At 62.7% G+C, this 14040-nt stretch carries 12 protein-coding genes; 10 read left to right on the forward strand and 2 right to left on the reverse strand.

Going from position 1 to position 14040, the window contains the following annotated elements; genetic code table 11:
• Nucleotides 1–92 precede the first annotated feature (92 nt).
• Entirely contained in the window at nucleotides 93–2210 is a 2118-nt protein-coding gene (gene recG / locus ACE3PH_RS05700) for an ATP-dependent DNA helicase RecG (protein ID WP_374317030.1), read from the forward strand.
• Nucleotides 2211–2240: 30 nt separating this feature from the next.
• Nucleotides 2241–3164, forward strand: a complete 924-nt coding sequence (locus ACE3PH_RS05705) for a LysR substrate-binding domain-containing protein (protein ID WP_374317031.1) — start codon at nucleotides 2241–2243, stop codon at nucleotides 3162–3164.
• A 3-nt stretch (nucleotides 3165–3167) separates the two neighbouring features.
• Here ACE3PH_RS05705 and ACE3PH_RS05710 read toward each other — a convergent pair whose 3' ends face one another.
• Together ACE3PH_RS05710 and ACE3PH_RS05715 are read right to left on the reverse strand one after the other, a co-directional pair.
• Complete coding sequence (locus ACE3PH_RS05710; RefSeq protein ID WP_374317032.1) at nucleotides 3168–3983, reverse strand: BPSS1780 family membrane protein; 816 nt, start codon at nucleotides 3981–3983, stop codon at nucleotides 3168–3170.
• A gap of 6 nt (nucleotides 3984–3989) precedes the next feature.
• A complete protein-coding gene (locus ACE3PH_RS05715; RefSeq protein ID WP_374317033.1) occupies nucleotides 3990–4958 on the reverse strand; it encodes a homoserine kinase in 969 nt (322 codons plus the stop codon).
• Between the two features lie 182 nt (nucleotides 4959–5140).
• Here ACE3PH_RS05715 and ACE3PH_RS05720 point away from each other — a divergent pair, with 182 nt between their 5' ends.
• The 8 genes from ACE3PH_RS05720 (at nucleotide 5141) to ACE3PH_RS05755 (ending at nucleotide 13967) form a co-directional block, all read left to right on the forward strand.
• Entirely contained in the window at nucleotides 5141–5764 is a 624-nt protein-coding gene (locus ACE3PH_RS05720; protein ID WP_374317034.1) for a hypothetical protein, read from the forward strand.
• An 80-nt stretch (nucleotides 5765–5844) separates the two neighbouring features.
• On the forward strand, nucleotides 5845–8637 hold the full coding sequence (gene polA, locus ACE3PH_RS05725) for a DNA polymerase I (RefSeq protein WP_374317035.1): 2793 nt from the start codon (nucleotides 5845–5847) through the stop codon (nucleotides 8635–8637).
• A gap of 140 nt (nucleotides 8638–8777) precedes the next feature.
• Entirely contained in the window at nucleotides 8778–10853 is a 2076-nt protein-coding gene (gene ppk1 / locus ACE3PH_RS05730) for a polyphosphate kinase 1 (protein ID WP_374317036.1), read from the forward strand.
• Entirely contained in the window at nucleotides 10853–11317 is a 465-nt protein-coding gene (locus ACE3PH_RS05735) for a histidine phosphatase family protein (RefSeq protein WP_374317037.1), read from the forward strand. The genes ppk1 and ACE3PH_RS05735 overlap by 1 nt, the downstream gene beginning before the upstream one ends.
• A gap of 40 nt (nucleotides 11318–11357) precedes the next feature.
• Nucleotides 11358–11816 carry a YbgC/FadM family acyl-CoA thioesterase gene (locus ACE3PH_RS05740; RefSeq protein ID WP_374317038.1) on the forward strand — a complete coding sequence of 153 codons (459 nt, stop codon included), beginning with the start codon at nucleotides 11358–11360 and terminating at the stop codon, nucleotides 11814–11816.
• 35 nt (nucleotides 11817–11851) lie between these two features.
• The gene (gene tolQ / locus ACE3PH_RS05745) at nucleotides 11852–12568 is read left to right on the forward strand and encodes a protein TolQ (protein WP_374317039.1); all 717 of its coding nucleotides are present in this window, start codon (nucleotides 11852–11854) and stop codon (nucleotides 12566–12568) included.
• A 3-nt stretch (nucleotides 12569–12571) separates the two neighbouring features.
• Nucleotides 12572–13015 (forward strand): biopolymer transporter ExbD, encoded by a 444-nt coding sequence (locus tag ACE3PH_RS05750; RefSeq protein ID WP_374317040.1) that lies wholly within the window; start codon nucleotides 12572–12574, stop codon nucleotides 13013–13015.
• Nucleotides 13016–13019: 4 nt separating this feature from the next.
• Nucleotides 13020–13967, forward strand: a complete 948-nt coding sequence (locus tag ACE3PH_RS05755; protein ID WP_374317041.1) for an energy transducer TonB — start codon at nucleotides 13020–13022, stop codon at nucleotides 13965–13967.
• Nucleotides 13968–14040 lie beyond the last annotated feature (73 nt).

A 14040-nucleotide genomic window follows, 5' to 3' on the forward strand; every position in this document is an offset into this window, starting at 1 on the left:
GCAACCGGACGGCACCCACGTGAGGGGGGATGAAGTCCCTTGGTCGGGCTTTCCCTGGGCTGCACAATGTCGCGCATACTGTGCTTTTATCCATGTCCGTGTCTGATCGTTCCGCCACCTCATCGACCGCGTCCAAACAGTCCGCTCCGGCCAAGGCCATGGAGCGACTGGGCTTGGTGCGTGACATCGATCTGGCGCTGCATCTGCCGCTGCGCTATGAGGATGAGACCCGTCTGACGAGAGTGCGAGATGCGCGCGACGGCGACACGGTGCAGGTAGAGGGCGTGGTCTGCGATAACCGCGTGGAAGCGCGGTCGCGCAGGCAGTTGCTGGTGAAAATCGACGATGGCAGTGGCGAGCTGCTGTTGCGCTTTCTGAATTTCTATCCCAGCCAGCAAAAGAGCTGGGGCCGTGGTGTGCGACTCAGGGTGCGTGGCGAGGTGCGCCATGGCTTTTTCGGGCGAGAGATGGTGCACCCGACCGTGAAGGTGGTGAGCGACACCACCCCGTTGGCCGAGGCCCTGACGCCGGTGTACCCCACCAGTGCCGGCTTGCCTCAGGCATATTTGCGTAAGGCGGTGGCGGCCGGACTGTCACGAGCGCCTTTGCAGGAAATTCTGCCGCCTGCGTTGTTGCCGAAGGGCATGCCCAGCCTGCGCGAGGCTTTGCGGTTCTTGCATCACCCAAGCCCCGAGGTGTCGATCGAGACGCTGGAAGACCACAGCCACCCTGCCTGGATGCGCCTCAAGTTTGAAGAGTTGCTGGCGCAGCAGGTGTCGCAGATGCAGGCGCGCCGCGAGCGGGCGCATTTGCGGGCACCAGCACTGCTGGACAAACCGGGGGGCTTGCGCCAGCGCCTGCTGGAGGTGTTGCCGTTCGGTTTGACCGCGGCTCAGCACCGGGTATGCGACGAAATTGCCCAGGATCTGCAACGGCCCCAGCCCATGCATCGCTTGTTGCAGGGTGATGTCGGTTCGGGCAAGACCGTGGTGGCGGCCTTGTCCGCAGCCATTGCCATGGATGCCGGCTGGCAGTGTGCACTGATGGCGCCGACCGAGATCCTCGCCGAGCAGCACTTCCGCAAGCTGGTTGGCTGGCTGGAGCCGCTGGGCGTGAAGGTGGCCTGGCTCACGGGCAGTCTCAAGGCCAAGGCCAAGCGCGCGCAGATCGAGGCGGTGGCTTCAGGTGAAGCCCAGTTGGTGGTGGGCACCCACGCCGTCATTCAGGACCAGGTGGAATTCGCCAGATTGGGCCTGGCCTTGATTGACGAGCAACACCGCTTTGGTGTGGCCCAGCGCCTGCAATTGCGCCGCAAGCTGGAGAGCAGCGAGCTGGAGCCCCACCTGCTGATGATGAGCGCGACCCCCATTCCGCGCACGCTGGCCATGACCTATCTGGCTGATCTGGAGGTCAGCACCATCGACGAGTTGCCCCCAGGTCGCACGCCGATCGTCACCCGGGTGTTTGCCGACAGCCGACGTGATGAGGTGGTCGAGCGCATCCGGGATGAGGTGGCCAAGGGGGCGCAGGTCTACTGGGTCTGCCCGCTGATCGATGAAACCGAAGACAGCGACCAGGCCGCCGATGAGGCTGCTGGCCGGGCGAGCAACAAACGGCCACCGCTCGACCTCAGCAATGTGACGCAGACCCATCAGGAGTTGAGTGAGGCGCTACCTGGTTACGGTGTCGGTTTGCTGCATGGACGTTTGCCGGCTGCCGAGAAGGCCGAGGTGATGGCGCGGTTTTCTGCGGGTGAGTTGTCCGTGCTGGTGGCCACCACGGTGATCGAGGTGGGGGTGGACGTGCCCAATGCCAGCCTGATGGTGATCGAGCACGCAGAACGTTTCGGGCTCAGCCAGTTGCATCAGCTGCGTGGCCGTGTTGGTCGAGGCGCGGTGGCCAGTGTGTGTGTGCTGCTGTATGCCTCGCCGTTGTCGGACTCGGGCAAGCAGCGCCTCAAGGCCATGGCCGAGACCAACGATGGCTTCGAGATCGCACGGCGGGATCTCGATATACGGGGCCCTGGGGAATTCATGGGGTCTCGGCAATCCGGCGCGGCCTTGTTGCGGTTTGCCGATCTGTCGGAAGACCAGGGGTTGGTGGCCCGAGCCCGAAAGGCCGCCGAGCAGTTGCTGGAGGCCGACCCAGGCGTGGCCCAGAAGCAGGTTGAACGCTGGTTGGGCAACAAGGCTGAATACCTCAAGGCCTGAGGGGCTATCAAATGTCAGACAATCAAGGCCATGACGCTGACTGAACTTCGCTATATCGTTGCCGTGGCCCGCGAGCGCCATTTCGGGCGCGCGGCTGAGGCGTGCTTCGTGTCGCAGCCGACCTTGTCGGTGGCGGTCCGAAAACTCGAGGACGAGCTTGATGTGAAGCTCTTCGAGCGTGGCAGCACCGAGGTGACAGTGACGCCCTTGGGCGAAGAGATCGTGCGGCAGGCGCAGTCGGTGCTGGAGCAGGCGCAGGCCATCAAGGAAATTGCCAAGCGGGGCAAGGACCCGCTGGCAGGGCCCTTGCGGCTTGGCGTGATCTACACCATCGGGCCCTATCTGCTGCCTGACTTGGTGCGCAATGCCATCACGCTGACACCGCAAATGCCGCTGATCCTGCAGGAAAACTTCACGGTGAAGCTGCTGGAGATGTTGCGCGCGGGTGAGCTGGACTGCGCCATTCTGGCTGAGCCCTTCGTCGAAGCAGGGCTGGCCGTGGCACCCCTGTATGACGAGCCTTTTCTGGTGGCCGTGCCCAAATCGCATGAACTGGCCAGCCACAAGGAAATCTGTGCCGAGGAACTCAAGCGGGAAACGATGCTGCTGTTGGGTGCGGGGCACTGCTTCCGTGACCAGGTGCTGGATGTCTGCCCCGAGTTCGCCCGGTTCTCCAGCGATGCGGAAGGCATTCGCCGCAGCTTTGAAGGCTCTTCGCTGGAAACCATCAAGTACATGGTGGCTGCGGGCATGGGGGTGACGGTCGTGCCGCAGTTGTCGGTGCCCGCCGAGCCCCATCCGCATGTGGCGTTCGTGCCTTTCAAGCCACCGGTGCCTTCGCGGCGCGTGGTGCTGGCCTGGCGTCGCAGTTTCACGCGCTACGAGGCCATTGCTGCCTTGCGCAATGCCGTGATGGCGTGTGCGCTGGACGGCGTCGCCCGCGTCAACAGCTGAGCGTCAGGCCTCACCTGCCGCGTCGGGTGGGGCGTCTGTTGTTGGTGTCGGACTGGCCGGCTCAAAGCAGTCGACCACGGTGAAGTACAGCGACGCGTAAAAGGCCGATGCCAGCCAGAGCCCACCGATGGCCATCAGGATGTTGGACAGGATCGGCTCAGGGGAGGCCATTCTGAACAATTCGCCCGCCAAGCCCAGTGCGGCGACAGCGGCTGTCCAGCTCAGGCCATACAGGATGAAGGCGCCGATGTTGTGCCAGCAGGCCATGGCGCTGAAGAACAGGGACTTGAGCAAGGGAACCCGCGCCCAGAACACCAGGGCAGGGGTGTGCCAGAACAGCAGCGAAACAGGCATGGTCAGTGCCAGGCGCCACAGCAGATCGGTCTGAACAGCAGGGGCATTGAGCGCTTCAGACAGGTCCTTGGCTGACTCGAATGCGTCGGCCAGTACTTCCGGACCAGGGCCCAGCAGGTCAGCCAGCATCTTGATGAGCAGCACGCTCAGCAAGTAGGCACCCCCAAGGGGCATCCACACCTTGGTGATGTCTTCCTGCGCGCGCAATGGTTCGATCAGCACCGAAGGGGTGACCCGTTGACCTTCGATGGCACGTCGGCTGGCCAGCATGAATGCCATCCAGATGACTGGCATGACGGCGATGACCACGAACGGCCCCAGAACGGGCAGCCCCAGCGTCACCATGGCCGCGCAGGCAACCATGCCCAGCAGGCCGATGAAGCCCATGGGCTGCCTGGCGCAGGCACGCAAACCATGACCCATCCAGGTCAGCCCCATGCGTGCGGGGACAGAGCGCAGCTTCATGTCATTTCAGCCTTGGCTCGGGCGGATGAAAGACCAGGGCTGGCTGCGACGCAGCTTCAGCACCCGCTCGAAATGCCGCGGGTCGTGTGGTTGCAGCATGGCAGCGTCACGAGGCAGATGGAAGTCCCACAGGCGTGATGTCCAGAAGCGCAGAGCGGCAGAACGGAGCAGCACCGGCATGAGGGCCAGTTCATCGTCTGTCAGACGGCGCTCGGCATCGTACGCGGCGACAAAGGCCTGGGCGCGCGCGTCATCCAGCTCGCCGGTGGGCAGGTCGATACACCAGTCATTCAGGCAGACGGCGATATCGAACAGGAAGGTGTCGCAGCCGGCGAAATAGAAGTCGAAGAAACCCGCCAGGGTCGGGCCATCGAACATCACGTTGTCGCGGAACAAGTCAGCGTGGATGGGGCCCCGCGGCAGGCCTTGATAGGCCGCCGTTTCGGCCAGTGCATTCTGGTCGACCAGCTCGGCCTCGATCATGGCGCGTTGTTCTGCGTCCAGGAAGGGTACGACCACCGGAACCGTCTCGTTCCACCAGGGCAGGCTGCGCAGATTGGGCTGCTGGGCGGTATAGCTTTGCCCAGCCACATGCATGCGTGCCAGCATGGCACCAACCTGGGCGCAATGTGGCACTTGGGGGGCCAGCTGGTTGCGTCCCTTGAGGCGGGTGACCACTGCAGCCGGCTTGCCCTTGAGTTGGTGGAGGATGGTGCCGCTCGCATCGGCCTGAGGCGCGGGAACCGGGATGCCCCGTTCAGCCAGGTGGCGCATCAGGTTCAGATAGAAGGGTAACTGCTCGAAGCTCAGGCGTTCGAACAGCGTCAGGACGTAGTCACCGCGGTCGGTGCTGACGAAGTAGTTGGTGTTTTCGATCCCGGAAGCACAGCCTTCAATGGAGCGCAGGGAACCCAGCCCGAGGGAAGACAGCAGGGGGGAGGCATCAGCAGGAGTGACTTCAGTGAAAACAGCCATGGAGAAGTTCGGACAGGAGGGTATTCAAGCAGGGGGGTTTTGAGCGTAAACCCTTGTCGCTCAGGGTATCTCGAGATGGTGATTGTAGAAGGCCCTGTGGCAGACTCCACACACGCCAAATCGAAACCCGTTAAATTGCACGGGTTAACCATTAGTTGCCGAAGAGGAGTCGGTTCAACACCATGAGTATCCATGCCCTGCGTTCCGTGTCGTTTCAACGTCTGTCGTTTGTCGCCGCAGCGGTCACCGCGCTGATGGGAACCATGCCGGCTTCGGCTCAGAGCTCGGACAAATCCGTCTACGTTGGCGTGTCCTATGGTCTGGGCTTGCCCGTGCCCAACAACTGCCGTGGGGCCGTGGCCTGTGACCGTGCCACGGACGCGTCCAAGCTGTTCGTTGGCTACAAGACCACGCCGAACTGGGCTTACGAGGTGACTTACTTCTATTTCGGCAAGCAGGCCAGGGCGTTTGGTCCAGGGGTCGCTGATTCCGCCATCTTGACTGAGAGCAACCGTTCCTGGGGGGCTGGTCTGGGCATCAGCCTGGAGGCTGAGCTGTTTGGCACGTTCACCAACCACCTGCGCGCGGGCCTGGGCTACTTTGAAACCAATGCCCGGGGCGAGTTGGGTGATGGCTCTGCGTTCAAGGATCAAAGCAGCCGGGTGATGCCGTACATCGGTGCGGGTTTGTCGTTCCCCATCATGCCGGGTTTCCGCCTGCATTCCGGTCTGGACATCTTCTTCAACAAGAAGTCCCCCAATCGCACCAATATGTTGGTGACGTTTGGTGGCACGGCTGAATTCTGAGTCACAGGTTTCCTTCTGATTGATGGCCGGCGCAAGCCGGCCTTTTTCATTCCAGGTCAGCCCTGTTGGACAATCGGTGCATGAACAGTCCCGCATCATCTTCTTCGCTGCCCACGCTTTTGCTGGTGGATGGTTCCAGCTACCTGTACCGCGCCTATCACGCCATGGCCGATCTGCGTGGGCCCCAGGGTGAGCCTACCGGTGCCATGCACGGCATGGTCAACATGCTCAGGCGCCTGCTCAAGGATGTGCAGGCAGAACATGCGGTGTGCGTGTTTGATGCCAAGGGACCCACCTTCCGTGACGAGTGGTACCCGCAGTACAAGGCCCATCGACCCTCCATGCCAGAGGATCTTGCCGCGCAGATTGCACCCATTCACGAAGTGGTGCGTCTGCTTGGCTGGCCCATTTTGGAAGTGCCGGGCATCGAAGCCGATGACGCCATTGGCACGCTCGCTCGTGTCGGTGCGCTGTCGGGCCACCGGGTGGTGGTCTCCACGGGCGACAAGGACCTGGCGCAGTTGGTGACCTCGCAGGTCAACCTGGTCAACACCATGACCAACGAGTGGCTGGATGAGGCCGGTGTGGTGGCCAAGTTCGGTGTGCCCCCCAACCGCATCATTGATTACCTGACCTTGATCGGGGACACCGTCGACAACGTGCCGGGTGTCGAGAAGGTGGGCCCCAAGACGGCGGTGAAGTGGTTGACCGAGTTCGGGTCGCTGGATGCCATCGTCGCCGCAGCAGGCACCATCAAAGGGGTGGCTGGCGAGAATCTGCGCAAGGCACTGGATTGGTTGCCCATGGGGCGCCAGCTGATCACAGTCAAGACCGATTGCGATCTGAGTGCCCACGTGCCGGGCTGGCCTGCGCTGGAGGCCCTGGCATTGCGTGATCTGGATCGCGCGGGTTTGAAGGACTTTGCGGTTCGCCATGGTTTCAAGACCTTGGCGCGCGAGATGGAGCAATCGGCGCCATCGGGTGCCGTTGCCGGTGGGGTTGCGGGCGCGACGGCCGATCTGTTCGGCTCCGACGACGGACAGCTCGCCGTGACCAGGGCGCCGATCGAGACCCGCTACGAAACCGTGCTGGATGAGGCCAGCTTGTTGCGCTGGATCGAGCGCATCGAGTCGGCCCCCATCACCTCGTTTGATACCGAAACCGATTCGCTGGACCCGATGCGGGCGCGCCTGGTTGGCTTGTCGCTGTCGACGCAGGTGGGCGAGGGGGCGTATGTGCCGCTGGCCCATGCCGGGGTGGATGCGCCCGCTCAGTTGCCTCTTGAGGGGGTGCTGGCGCGTCTGCGGCCATGGCTGGAGTCGCCCACGCATCTCAAGGTTGGGCAGAACATCAAGTACGACATCCATGTGCTCGCCAACCATGGCATTGCCGTGCAAGGCTATGCACACGACACCATGCTGCAAAGCTATGTGCTGGAGGCCCACCGCCCGCATAGTCTGGAAAGCTTGGCGCAACGCCACCTGGACCGCAAGGGGCTGAGCTACGAGGACGTGGCCGGCAAAGGGGCGCAACAGATTCCTTTTGCTCAGGTGAGCGTCGAGAAGGCCTCGCAATATGCCTGCGAGGACAGCGATCTGACCTTGCATGTGCACGATACCCTGTGGGCGCAATTGCAGGCAGAGCCGGCGCTGAAGGATGTCTACGAGCGCATGGAAGTGCCTGTGGCCAAGCTGCTGCAGCGCATCGAGCGCCATGGTGTGCTGATCGACAAGGACAAGCTCAACCAGCAGAGCCACGAGCTGGCGCAGCGCCTGATGGCACTGGAGGCGCGTGCGCACGAACTGGCTGGGCAACCCTTCAACCTGGGTTCGCCCAAGCAGATTGGTGAAATCCTGTTTGGCAAGCAAGGGCTGCCGGTGATCAAGAAGACGGCTTCTGGCGCACCTTCGACCGATGAGGAAGTGCTGGAAAAGCTGGCAGAAGACTACCCGTTGCCAGCCTGCATCCTGGAGCATCGTGGGCTGGCCAAGCTGAAATCGACCTACACCGACAAGCTGCCCTTGATGATCCACCCGGAGACCGGCCGGGTGCACACCAACTACGCGCAAGCGGTGGCCGTGACCGGGCGTCTGGCCAGCAACGACCCCAACCTGCAGAACATCCCGGTGCGGACCCAGGAAGGGCGGCGCATTCGAGAGGCCTTCATTGCGCCACCGGGCCATGTCATCGTGTCGGCCGACTACTCGCAGATCGAGTTGCGCATCATGGCGCACCTGTCAGAGGATGAGAACCTGCTGCGCGCGTTTGCTGAAGGACTGGACGTGCACCGTGCGACGGCCTCCGAGATTTTTGGCGTGCCGCCCGGTGTGGTCGACAGTGAGCAGCGCCGTTATGCCAAGGTCATCAACTTTGGTCTGATCTACGGCATGAGTGCGTTCGGGCTGGCTTCCAACCTGGGTATCGAGCGCAGTGCGGCGACCGCCTATATCGACCGGTATTTCCAGCGTTACCCGGGCGTCAAGCGGTATATGGATGACACCCGTGCGGCCGCGAAGGCACAAGGGTATGTGGAGACCGTTTTCGGTCGACGCCTGTGGCTGCCCGAGATCAACAGCCCGAATGGCCCGCGCCGCGGCGGAGCAGAGCGCGCGGCCATCAACGCCCCCATGCAGGGGACGGCGGCCGATCTCATCAAGCTGGCCATGGTTGCTGTGCAGGCGGCGCTGGACGCGCACAACAAGGCCAGTCGCATCGTCATGCAGGTGCACGATGAACTGGTGCTGGAGGTGCCCGAAGGCGAGTTGGACTGGGTCAAGACCGAGGTGCCGGCCCTGATGGCTTCGGTCGCAGCGCTGAAGGTGCCCTTGGTGGCCGAAGTGGGTGCCGGCCCGAACTGGGAGGCAGCGCATTGAACAAGGGCTTGCCGGGGCTGTACATGTGTCACCGAATTGTCATCATGGCGTCACGTTCATTTTTTAAACTCGTTATGCCGCATCTATTGGCCTGAAATGCCGTGGTGTGTTGTTGTTCGGGAAGTCACAGTCAGGAAGTCATGAATTCGCCAGCCAATAAAGACAAGGGAGCCCCGCGCGTGAGTTTGCTTAGCCGTGAACATGCCATCCTGGAGTTCAATCGCCGGGTGCTGGCTCAAGCGCAACGCGAGGACGTGCCCCTGCTGGAGCGGCTGCGTTACATCTGCATCGTGTCGTCCAACATCGACGAGTTCTTTGAGGTGCGTTATGCCGACGTGCTGGAAGCGTCTCGCATGGCCGGCACCGGGATCGACCCGGCCTACCTGGCAGATGTGTCAGACGCCACCCATGCCCTGGTTCAAGAGCAGTACCGCATCTTCAACGAGGTGGTCGGGCCGCAACTGAAGAACGCCAGCATCGACATCCTCAACCACGATGACCGCAACCCCTTGCAGCGCGAGTGGGTGGCCGATTTCTTCAAACGGCAGGTGCGGCCGCTGCTGGTGCCCATTGGGCTGGACCCGTCGCACCCTTTCCCGCAGGTGGCCAACAAGACCCTCAACTTCATCGTGAAGCTCGGCGGTCGGGATGCTTTTGGCCGAGATGGCGCGATCGCCATCGTGCGCATTCCGCGTGTCCTGCCGCGGGTGATTCGCCTGCCTGATCACATCTCTGGTGGGCGGCAGTGCTTTGTCCTGTTGTCCAGCGTGATCCGCGCCCACCTGCATGAGTTGTTTGCCGGACGTGACCTGCTGACCTTCTCGCAATTCCGCGTGACACGTGACTCGGACATCGATGTCGACGAAGACGATGTGACCGATTTGCGCCAGGCGCTGCGTTCGAAAATGAGCACCCGGCAGTTCGGTCAGGCCATCCGCCTGGAAGTGGTCAACAGTTGCCCGCGAGACTTGTCCGACTTCCTGCTTGAACAATTTGGCTTGCCTGAGCAGGCGCTTTACAAGGCCAATGGCCCGGTGAATCTGGTCCGGCTGACCCAGTTGATTGACCAGTGCAAGGGCGATCATCTGCGGTTCCCGCATTACCAGCCGGGCTGGCCGGCAACCTTGCCGCGCCAGGGCGGCATTTTTGATCGCCTGCAGGACGGGGATGTGATGCTGCATCACCCTTACGAGTCTTTTGGTTCGGTGATCGAGTTCCTGCGCGAAGCGGTCTACGACCCGGACGTGCTGGCGATCAAGCAGACCATTTACCGCACGGGTAGCGAGTCTGAATTGATGGACCTCCTGCTGGAGGCCGTGCGCCGAGGCAAGGAAGTGCTTGCCGTGGTGGAGTTGAAAGCCCGTTTCGACGAAGAAGCCAACATCAACTGGGCTGAGCGGCTCGAAGCCCTGGGGGCGCAGGTGGTGTACGGCATCGTGGGTCTCAAGACCCACGCGAAGATGATGCTGGTGACGCGCCGCGAGGGTGCGCGACTGCGCCGCTATGCCCACCTGTCTACGGGCAATTACAACCCCAAGACGGCCAAGCTCTATACCGACATCGGGTACCTGACGGCGAACGCCGAGCTGACATCGGATGCCGACCTGGTGTTCCAGCAACTGTCCAGCCTGTCGCAACCACGTTCGCCGCGTCAGCTCATGCTGTCGCCGTTTTCGATGCAGCGTCAGTTCATCCGCATGATGGGCCGTGTGGCCGACGCAGCGCGTGCGGGTTTGCCGGCGCGCATTGTCGTCAAGGTCAATGCACTGACCGACGAGCCCTTGATCCGCGCCCTGATCGACGCCGCGGCAGCAGGTGCGCGCATTGATCTGATCGTGCGGGGCGCCTGTGTGCTGCCCCCTGGTATCGAAGGCTTGACCGACCGCATCCGGGTCCGCTCCGTGGTGGGGCGCATGCTCGAGCACACGCGCGTCATCTACCTTCGCTGGGGCCATGAAGACCATGAAGAGGTGGTGTACCTGTCGAGTGCCGACTGGATGAACCGCAACATGACGCGCCGCATCGAAGTGGCCTGGCCGGTGCGCGACCCCGTCTTGCGCCAGCGTGTCATCGACGAGTGCCTGGTGCCCTATCTGCTGGATGGCTGTGATGCATGGGAGCAGCGTGCCGACGGTTGCTACGAGCGTGTGGGAACCGATGGCCCCAGTGCCCAGCGTGCACTCATGGAGCGATACCGTGACAAGGAGCCGGACTGATGGACCTGATCCTCTGGCGCCACGCCCAGGCGCATCCATTGACTGACCCGGCTGGAGACGATCTGGAGCGGGCCTTGACACCCAAGGGTGAACGGCAGGCCGAACGGATGGCTGCCTGGCTGAACCAGCGCATGGCAGACACCACCCGCGTGCTGGTGAGCCCGGCGCGCCGTACCCAGCAGACGGCCAAGGCGCTGGACAGGGCTTTCAAGACCGTGCCCGCGCTGGCCCCTGATGCCTCTGTGGATGAGTTGCTCGAAGCGGCCCGCTGGCCGGATGCCAAGGACCCGGTTCTCATCGTCGGGCACCAGCCCACTCTGGGGATGGTCGCGGCGCGGCTGCTGGCTGGGCATGATCTGCCTTGGACCATTCGCAAGGGGGCCGTGTGGTGGCTGCGTGGGCGCGAGCGAGACGGCGTCATGCAGATCACCTTGCAGGCCGTACAGGCGGCCGATTTCCTCTGACACAGGGAAGTGGCTCTGTCCCGATACATAATCGGGCCACATGAAAACAGAAACCGAGCGTCCTGCGTGTGACTACCAGATGGCCATCCGGGTCTACTGGGAAGATACCGATGCTGGTGGGGTGGTGTTCTACGCCAACTACCTGAAGTTTTTCGAACGTGTCCGCACCGACTGGTTGCGCGATCTGGGCCTGTCTCAGGAAACCTTGCGCAAGCTGGGCAAGGGCATGTTCGTGGTCAGTGACCTGCAGATGCGCTATCTGCGTTCGGCCCGACTCGATGATCAGATCGTCGTCACCACGTTGTTGGTGGAACAGGGCCGCGTCAGCCTGGTGCTCAAGCAGCAGGCCTGGCGACAAGATGAACTTCTGGCCGAAGGTCAGGTCCGTATCGGGTGGGTGTGCCCAGCCGAGCCGGGCGCCAACACCGCGACCGGTGCGTTCAAGCCGGGCCGCATTCCTGAAGATATCCTCAAGCTGCTGCCGGTGAGGCAGTCCTGATCCGTCACAATCACGGGTTGAAGGTAGACAGACTCATGAATCAAGACTTGTCCATCATCGAATTGGTCAGGCATGCCAGTGTGGTGGTGCAGATCGTGCTGGCTTTGCTGCTCGGTGTGTCGCTCGCCAGCTGGAGCGTCATCTTTGGCAAGGCCATCGGCCTCAAGCGCGTCAAGGGCGACAACGACGAGTTCGACCGGGAGTTCTGGGCCGGCCGCACGCTGCAGGAGCTTTACCAGGATGCGACCCGCGGAGATGGGCCGCTGTCGCCACAGGAGCGGATCTTTGCCGCCGGCATGCGTGAGTTCCTGAAGATGCGTGAACGCCGTGTGGTGGATGCCGCCAGCTTGCTGGATGGCTCGCGCCGCGCGATGCGGGCCAGTTACCAGCGTGAAATGGATGTCATTGAGGCCCGGCTTGATTTCCTGGGCTCGGTTGGCTCGGTGTCGCCTTATATCGGCCTGTTTGGCACCGTGTGGGGCATCATGCACGCCTTCACCGGTTTGTCGAACATGCAGCAGGTGACCCTGGCCACCGTGGCGCCGGGTATCGCTGAGGCGCTGGTGGCGACAGCCATTGGCCTCTTTGCGGCCATCCCGGCCGTGCTGGCGTACAACCGCTTCTCCCGAGACATTGACCGCATCGCGATCCAGCTGGAGTCCTTCATGGAGGAGTTCTCCAACATCCTGGCGCGCAATGTGCAGCCGGCCGCCCCCGTCGAGGCAGGGCGCGCCGCACCCGCCGGGCGCTGAATCATGGCCGAGCTCAATGCACGTGCTGGCGGGCGCCGGCGCCGCATCAAGAACGAAATCAACATGGTGCCGTTCATCGACGTCATGTTGGTGTTGCTCATCATCTTCATGGTCAGTGCGCCCTTGATGCCGACCGGCGTGGTGGATCTGCCCAGCGTCGGGAAGGCTCGCCAGGCTCCGGACAAGGTCATCGAGGTCGTGGTCGATGAGGGTGACAAGGTCACTTTGCGGATTGACCATCAAGATAGCGGCAAGCTGTCGGTGTCCGACATGGCGGCCCGCGTGAAGGCCGCACAGGACGCGACGCCGGAAGGCCCGAATGCGGCGCCGGTCATCATCAGTGCCCGCAAGGACGTGCGTTACGAGGAGGTCGTCAAGGTGATGGACACCCTGCAGCGTGCCGGCGTGGTTCGGGTTGGCCTGACGGTCAAGACCACTGGAGTCTGAACCCGTGGACGGCGCGGCGTTTCGACCCCATTCAGCTGATGGCCTGGGCAAGGGGGCTGCGCTCGCCGCGCTGGCCCACGTGCTGCTGGTCGCGGCCCTGGCCCTGGGGGTCAGCTGGCGTACCCGCAGCCAGGATGTGCTGGAGGCCGAAGTCTGGTCGGAGATTCCGCAAACGGCGGCTGAACAGGCTGCACCACCTCCTGCTCCTACACCGCCACCAGAGCCGACGCCGCCTGAGCCACCCGCCAAGACCGAGCCGGTGGTCGAGCCCAAGCCTGAACCGAAGGTGGAGCCCAAGGTCGAGCCGGAACGCCATGCGGACATCGTCACCAAGGTTCCCCCCAAGGTGAAACCCAAGCCCGAGCCCAAGCCAGAACCCAAGCCGAAGCCGGAACCGAAACCCGAGCCCAAGGTCAAGCCGAAGCCAGAACCCAAGCCGGAGCCGAAGGTTCAGAGCAAGGCAGAGCCGAAACCGAAGTCCCAGCCGGTGGCGGACAAGAAGTCGACTGACAAGCCGGCTGAGAAATCTGCAACCCAGCCGACCTTGAGCAACGCCCAACTGGAAGCGCAACGCAAGGCCAATCTGCAACGCATGATGAATGCACTCGGAACAGGCACATCCAGTACAGCAGGGCATGGGTCCAGTTCTGCCGGTACGGCGCCGCGGTCAGCTGGTCCATCGTCGGGCTATGGGGCCAGGTTGCGCGCACGCATCATCCCCAACATCGTGTTCACGGAAGTGATCAACGGGAACCCCACGGTGTTTGTCGAGATCCGTTGTGCACCTGATGGGCGCATCCTGTCGAGGCGCTTGCTGGACCCGAGCAACAACCCCGCATGGGATGCGGCGGTGCTGCGTGCCATCGACAAGACCGAATCCCTGCCCATGGATGAAAACGGACGTCTGCCGGACACGGTGTTTCAGATTGGCATCAGTCCCCGTGACCGGTGAGTGGGTCTGAGTGTCAAATGGTGTGAAATAAGGCCTCATTTACCCGTTTCATTGCCTGCGTCGATTTCATAGC

This window comes from Aquabacterium sp. (assembly GCF_041909175.1).
Taxonomy (GTDB): Bacteria; Pseudomonadota; Gammaproteobacteria; order Burkholderiales; family Burkholderiaceae_C; genus Aquabacterium.

What these genes read in the sequence shown, in the direction of transcription:
- recG (WP_374317030.1), top strand. Translation starts at nt 93, where the DNA reads ATGTCCGTGTCTGATCGTTCCGCCACCTCATCGACCGCGTCCAAACAG.
- ppk1 (WP_374317036.1), top strand. Translation starts at nt 8,778, where the DNA reads ATGAATTCGCCAGCCAATAAAGACAAGGGAGCCCCGCGCGTGAGTTTG.
- ACE3PH_RS05710 (WP_374317032.1), bottom strand. Translation starts at nt 3,983, where the DNA reads ATGAAGCTGCGCTCTGTCCCCGCACGCATGGGGCTGACCTGGATGGGT.
- ACE3PH_RS05720 (WP_374317034.1), top strand. Translation starts at nt 5,141, where the DNA reads ATGAGTATCCATGCCCTGCGTTCCGTGTCGTTTCAACGTCTGTCGTTT.
- ACE3PH_RS05705 (WP_374317031.1), top strand. Translation starts at nt 2,241, where the DNA reads ATGACGCTGACTGAACTTCGCTATATCGTTGCCGTGGCCCGCGAGCGC.
- tolQ (WP_374317039.1), top strand. Translation starts at nt 11,852, where the DNA reads ATGAATCAAGACTTGTCCATCATCGAATTGGTCAGGCATGCCAGTGTG.
- polA (WP_374317035.1), top strand. Translation starts at nt 5,845, where the DNA reads ATGAACAGTCCCGCATCATCTTCTTCGCTGCCCACGCTTTTGCTGGTG.
- ACE3PH_RS05735 (WP_374317037.1), top strand. Translation starts at nt 10,853, where the DNA reads ATGGACCTGATCCTCTGGCGCCACGCCCAGGCGCATCCATTGACTGAC.
- ACE3PH_RS05715 (WP_374317033.1), bottom strand. Translation starts at nt 4,958, where the DNA reads ATGGCTGTTTTCACTGAAGTCACTCCTGCTGATGCCTCCCCCCTGCTG.
- ACE3PH_RS05750 (WP_374317040.1), top strand. Translation starts at nt 12,572, where the DNA reads ATGGCCGAGCTCAATGCACGTGCTGGCGGGCGCCGGCGCCGCATCAAG.
- ACE3PH_RS05740 (WP_374317038.1), top strand. Translation starts at nt 11,358, where the DNA reads ATGAAAACAGAAACCGAGCGTCCTGCGTGTGACTACCAGATGGCCATC.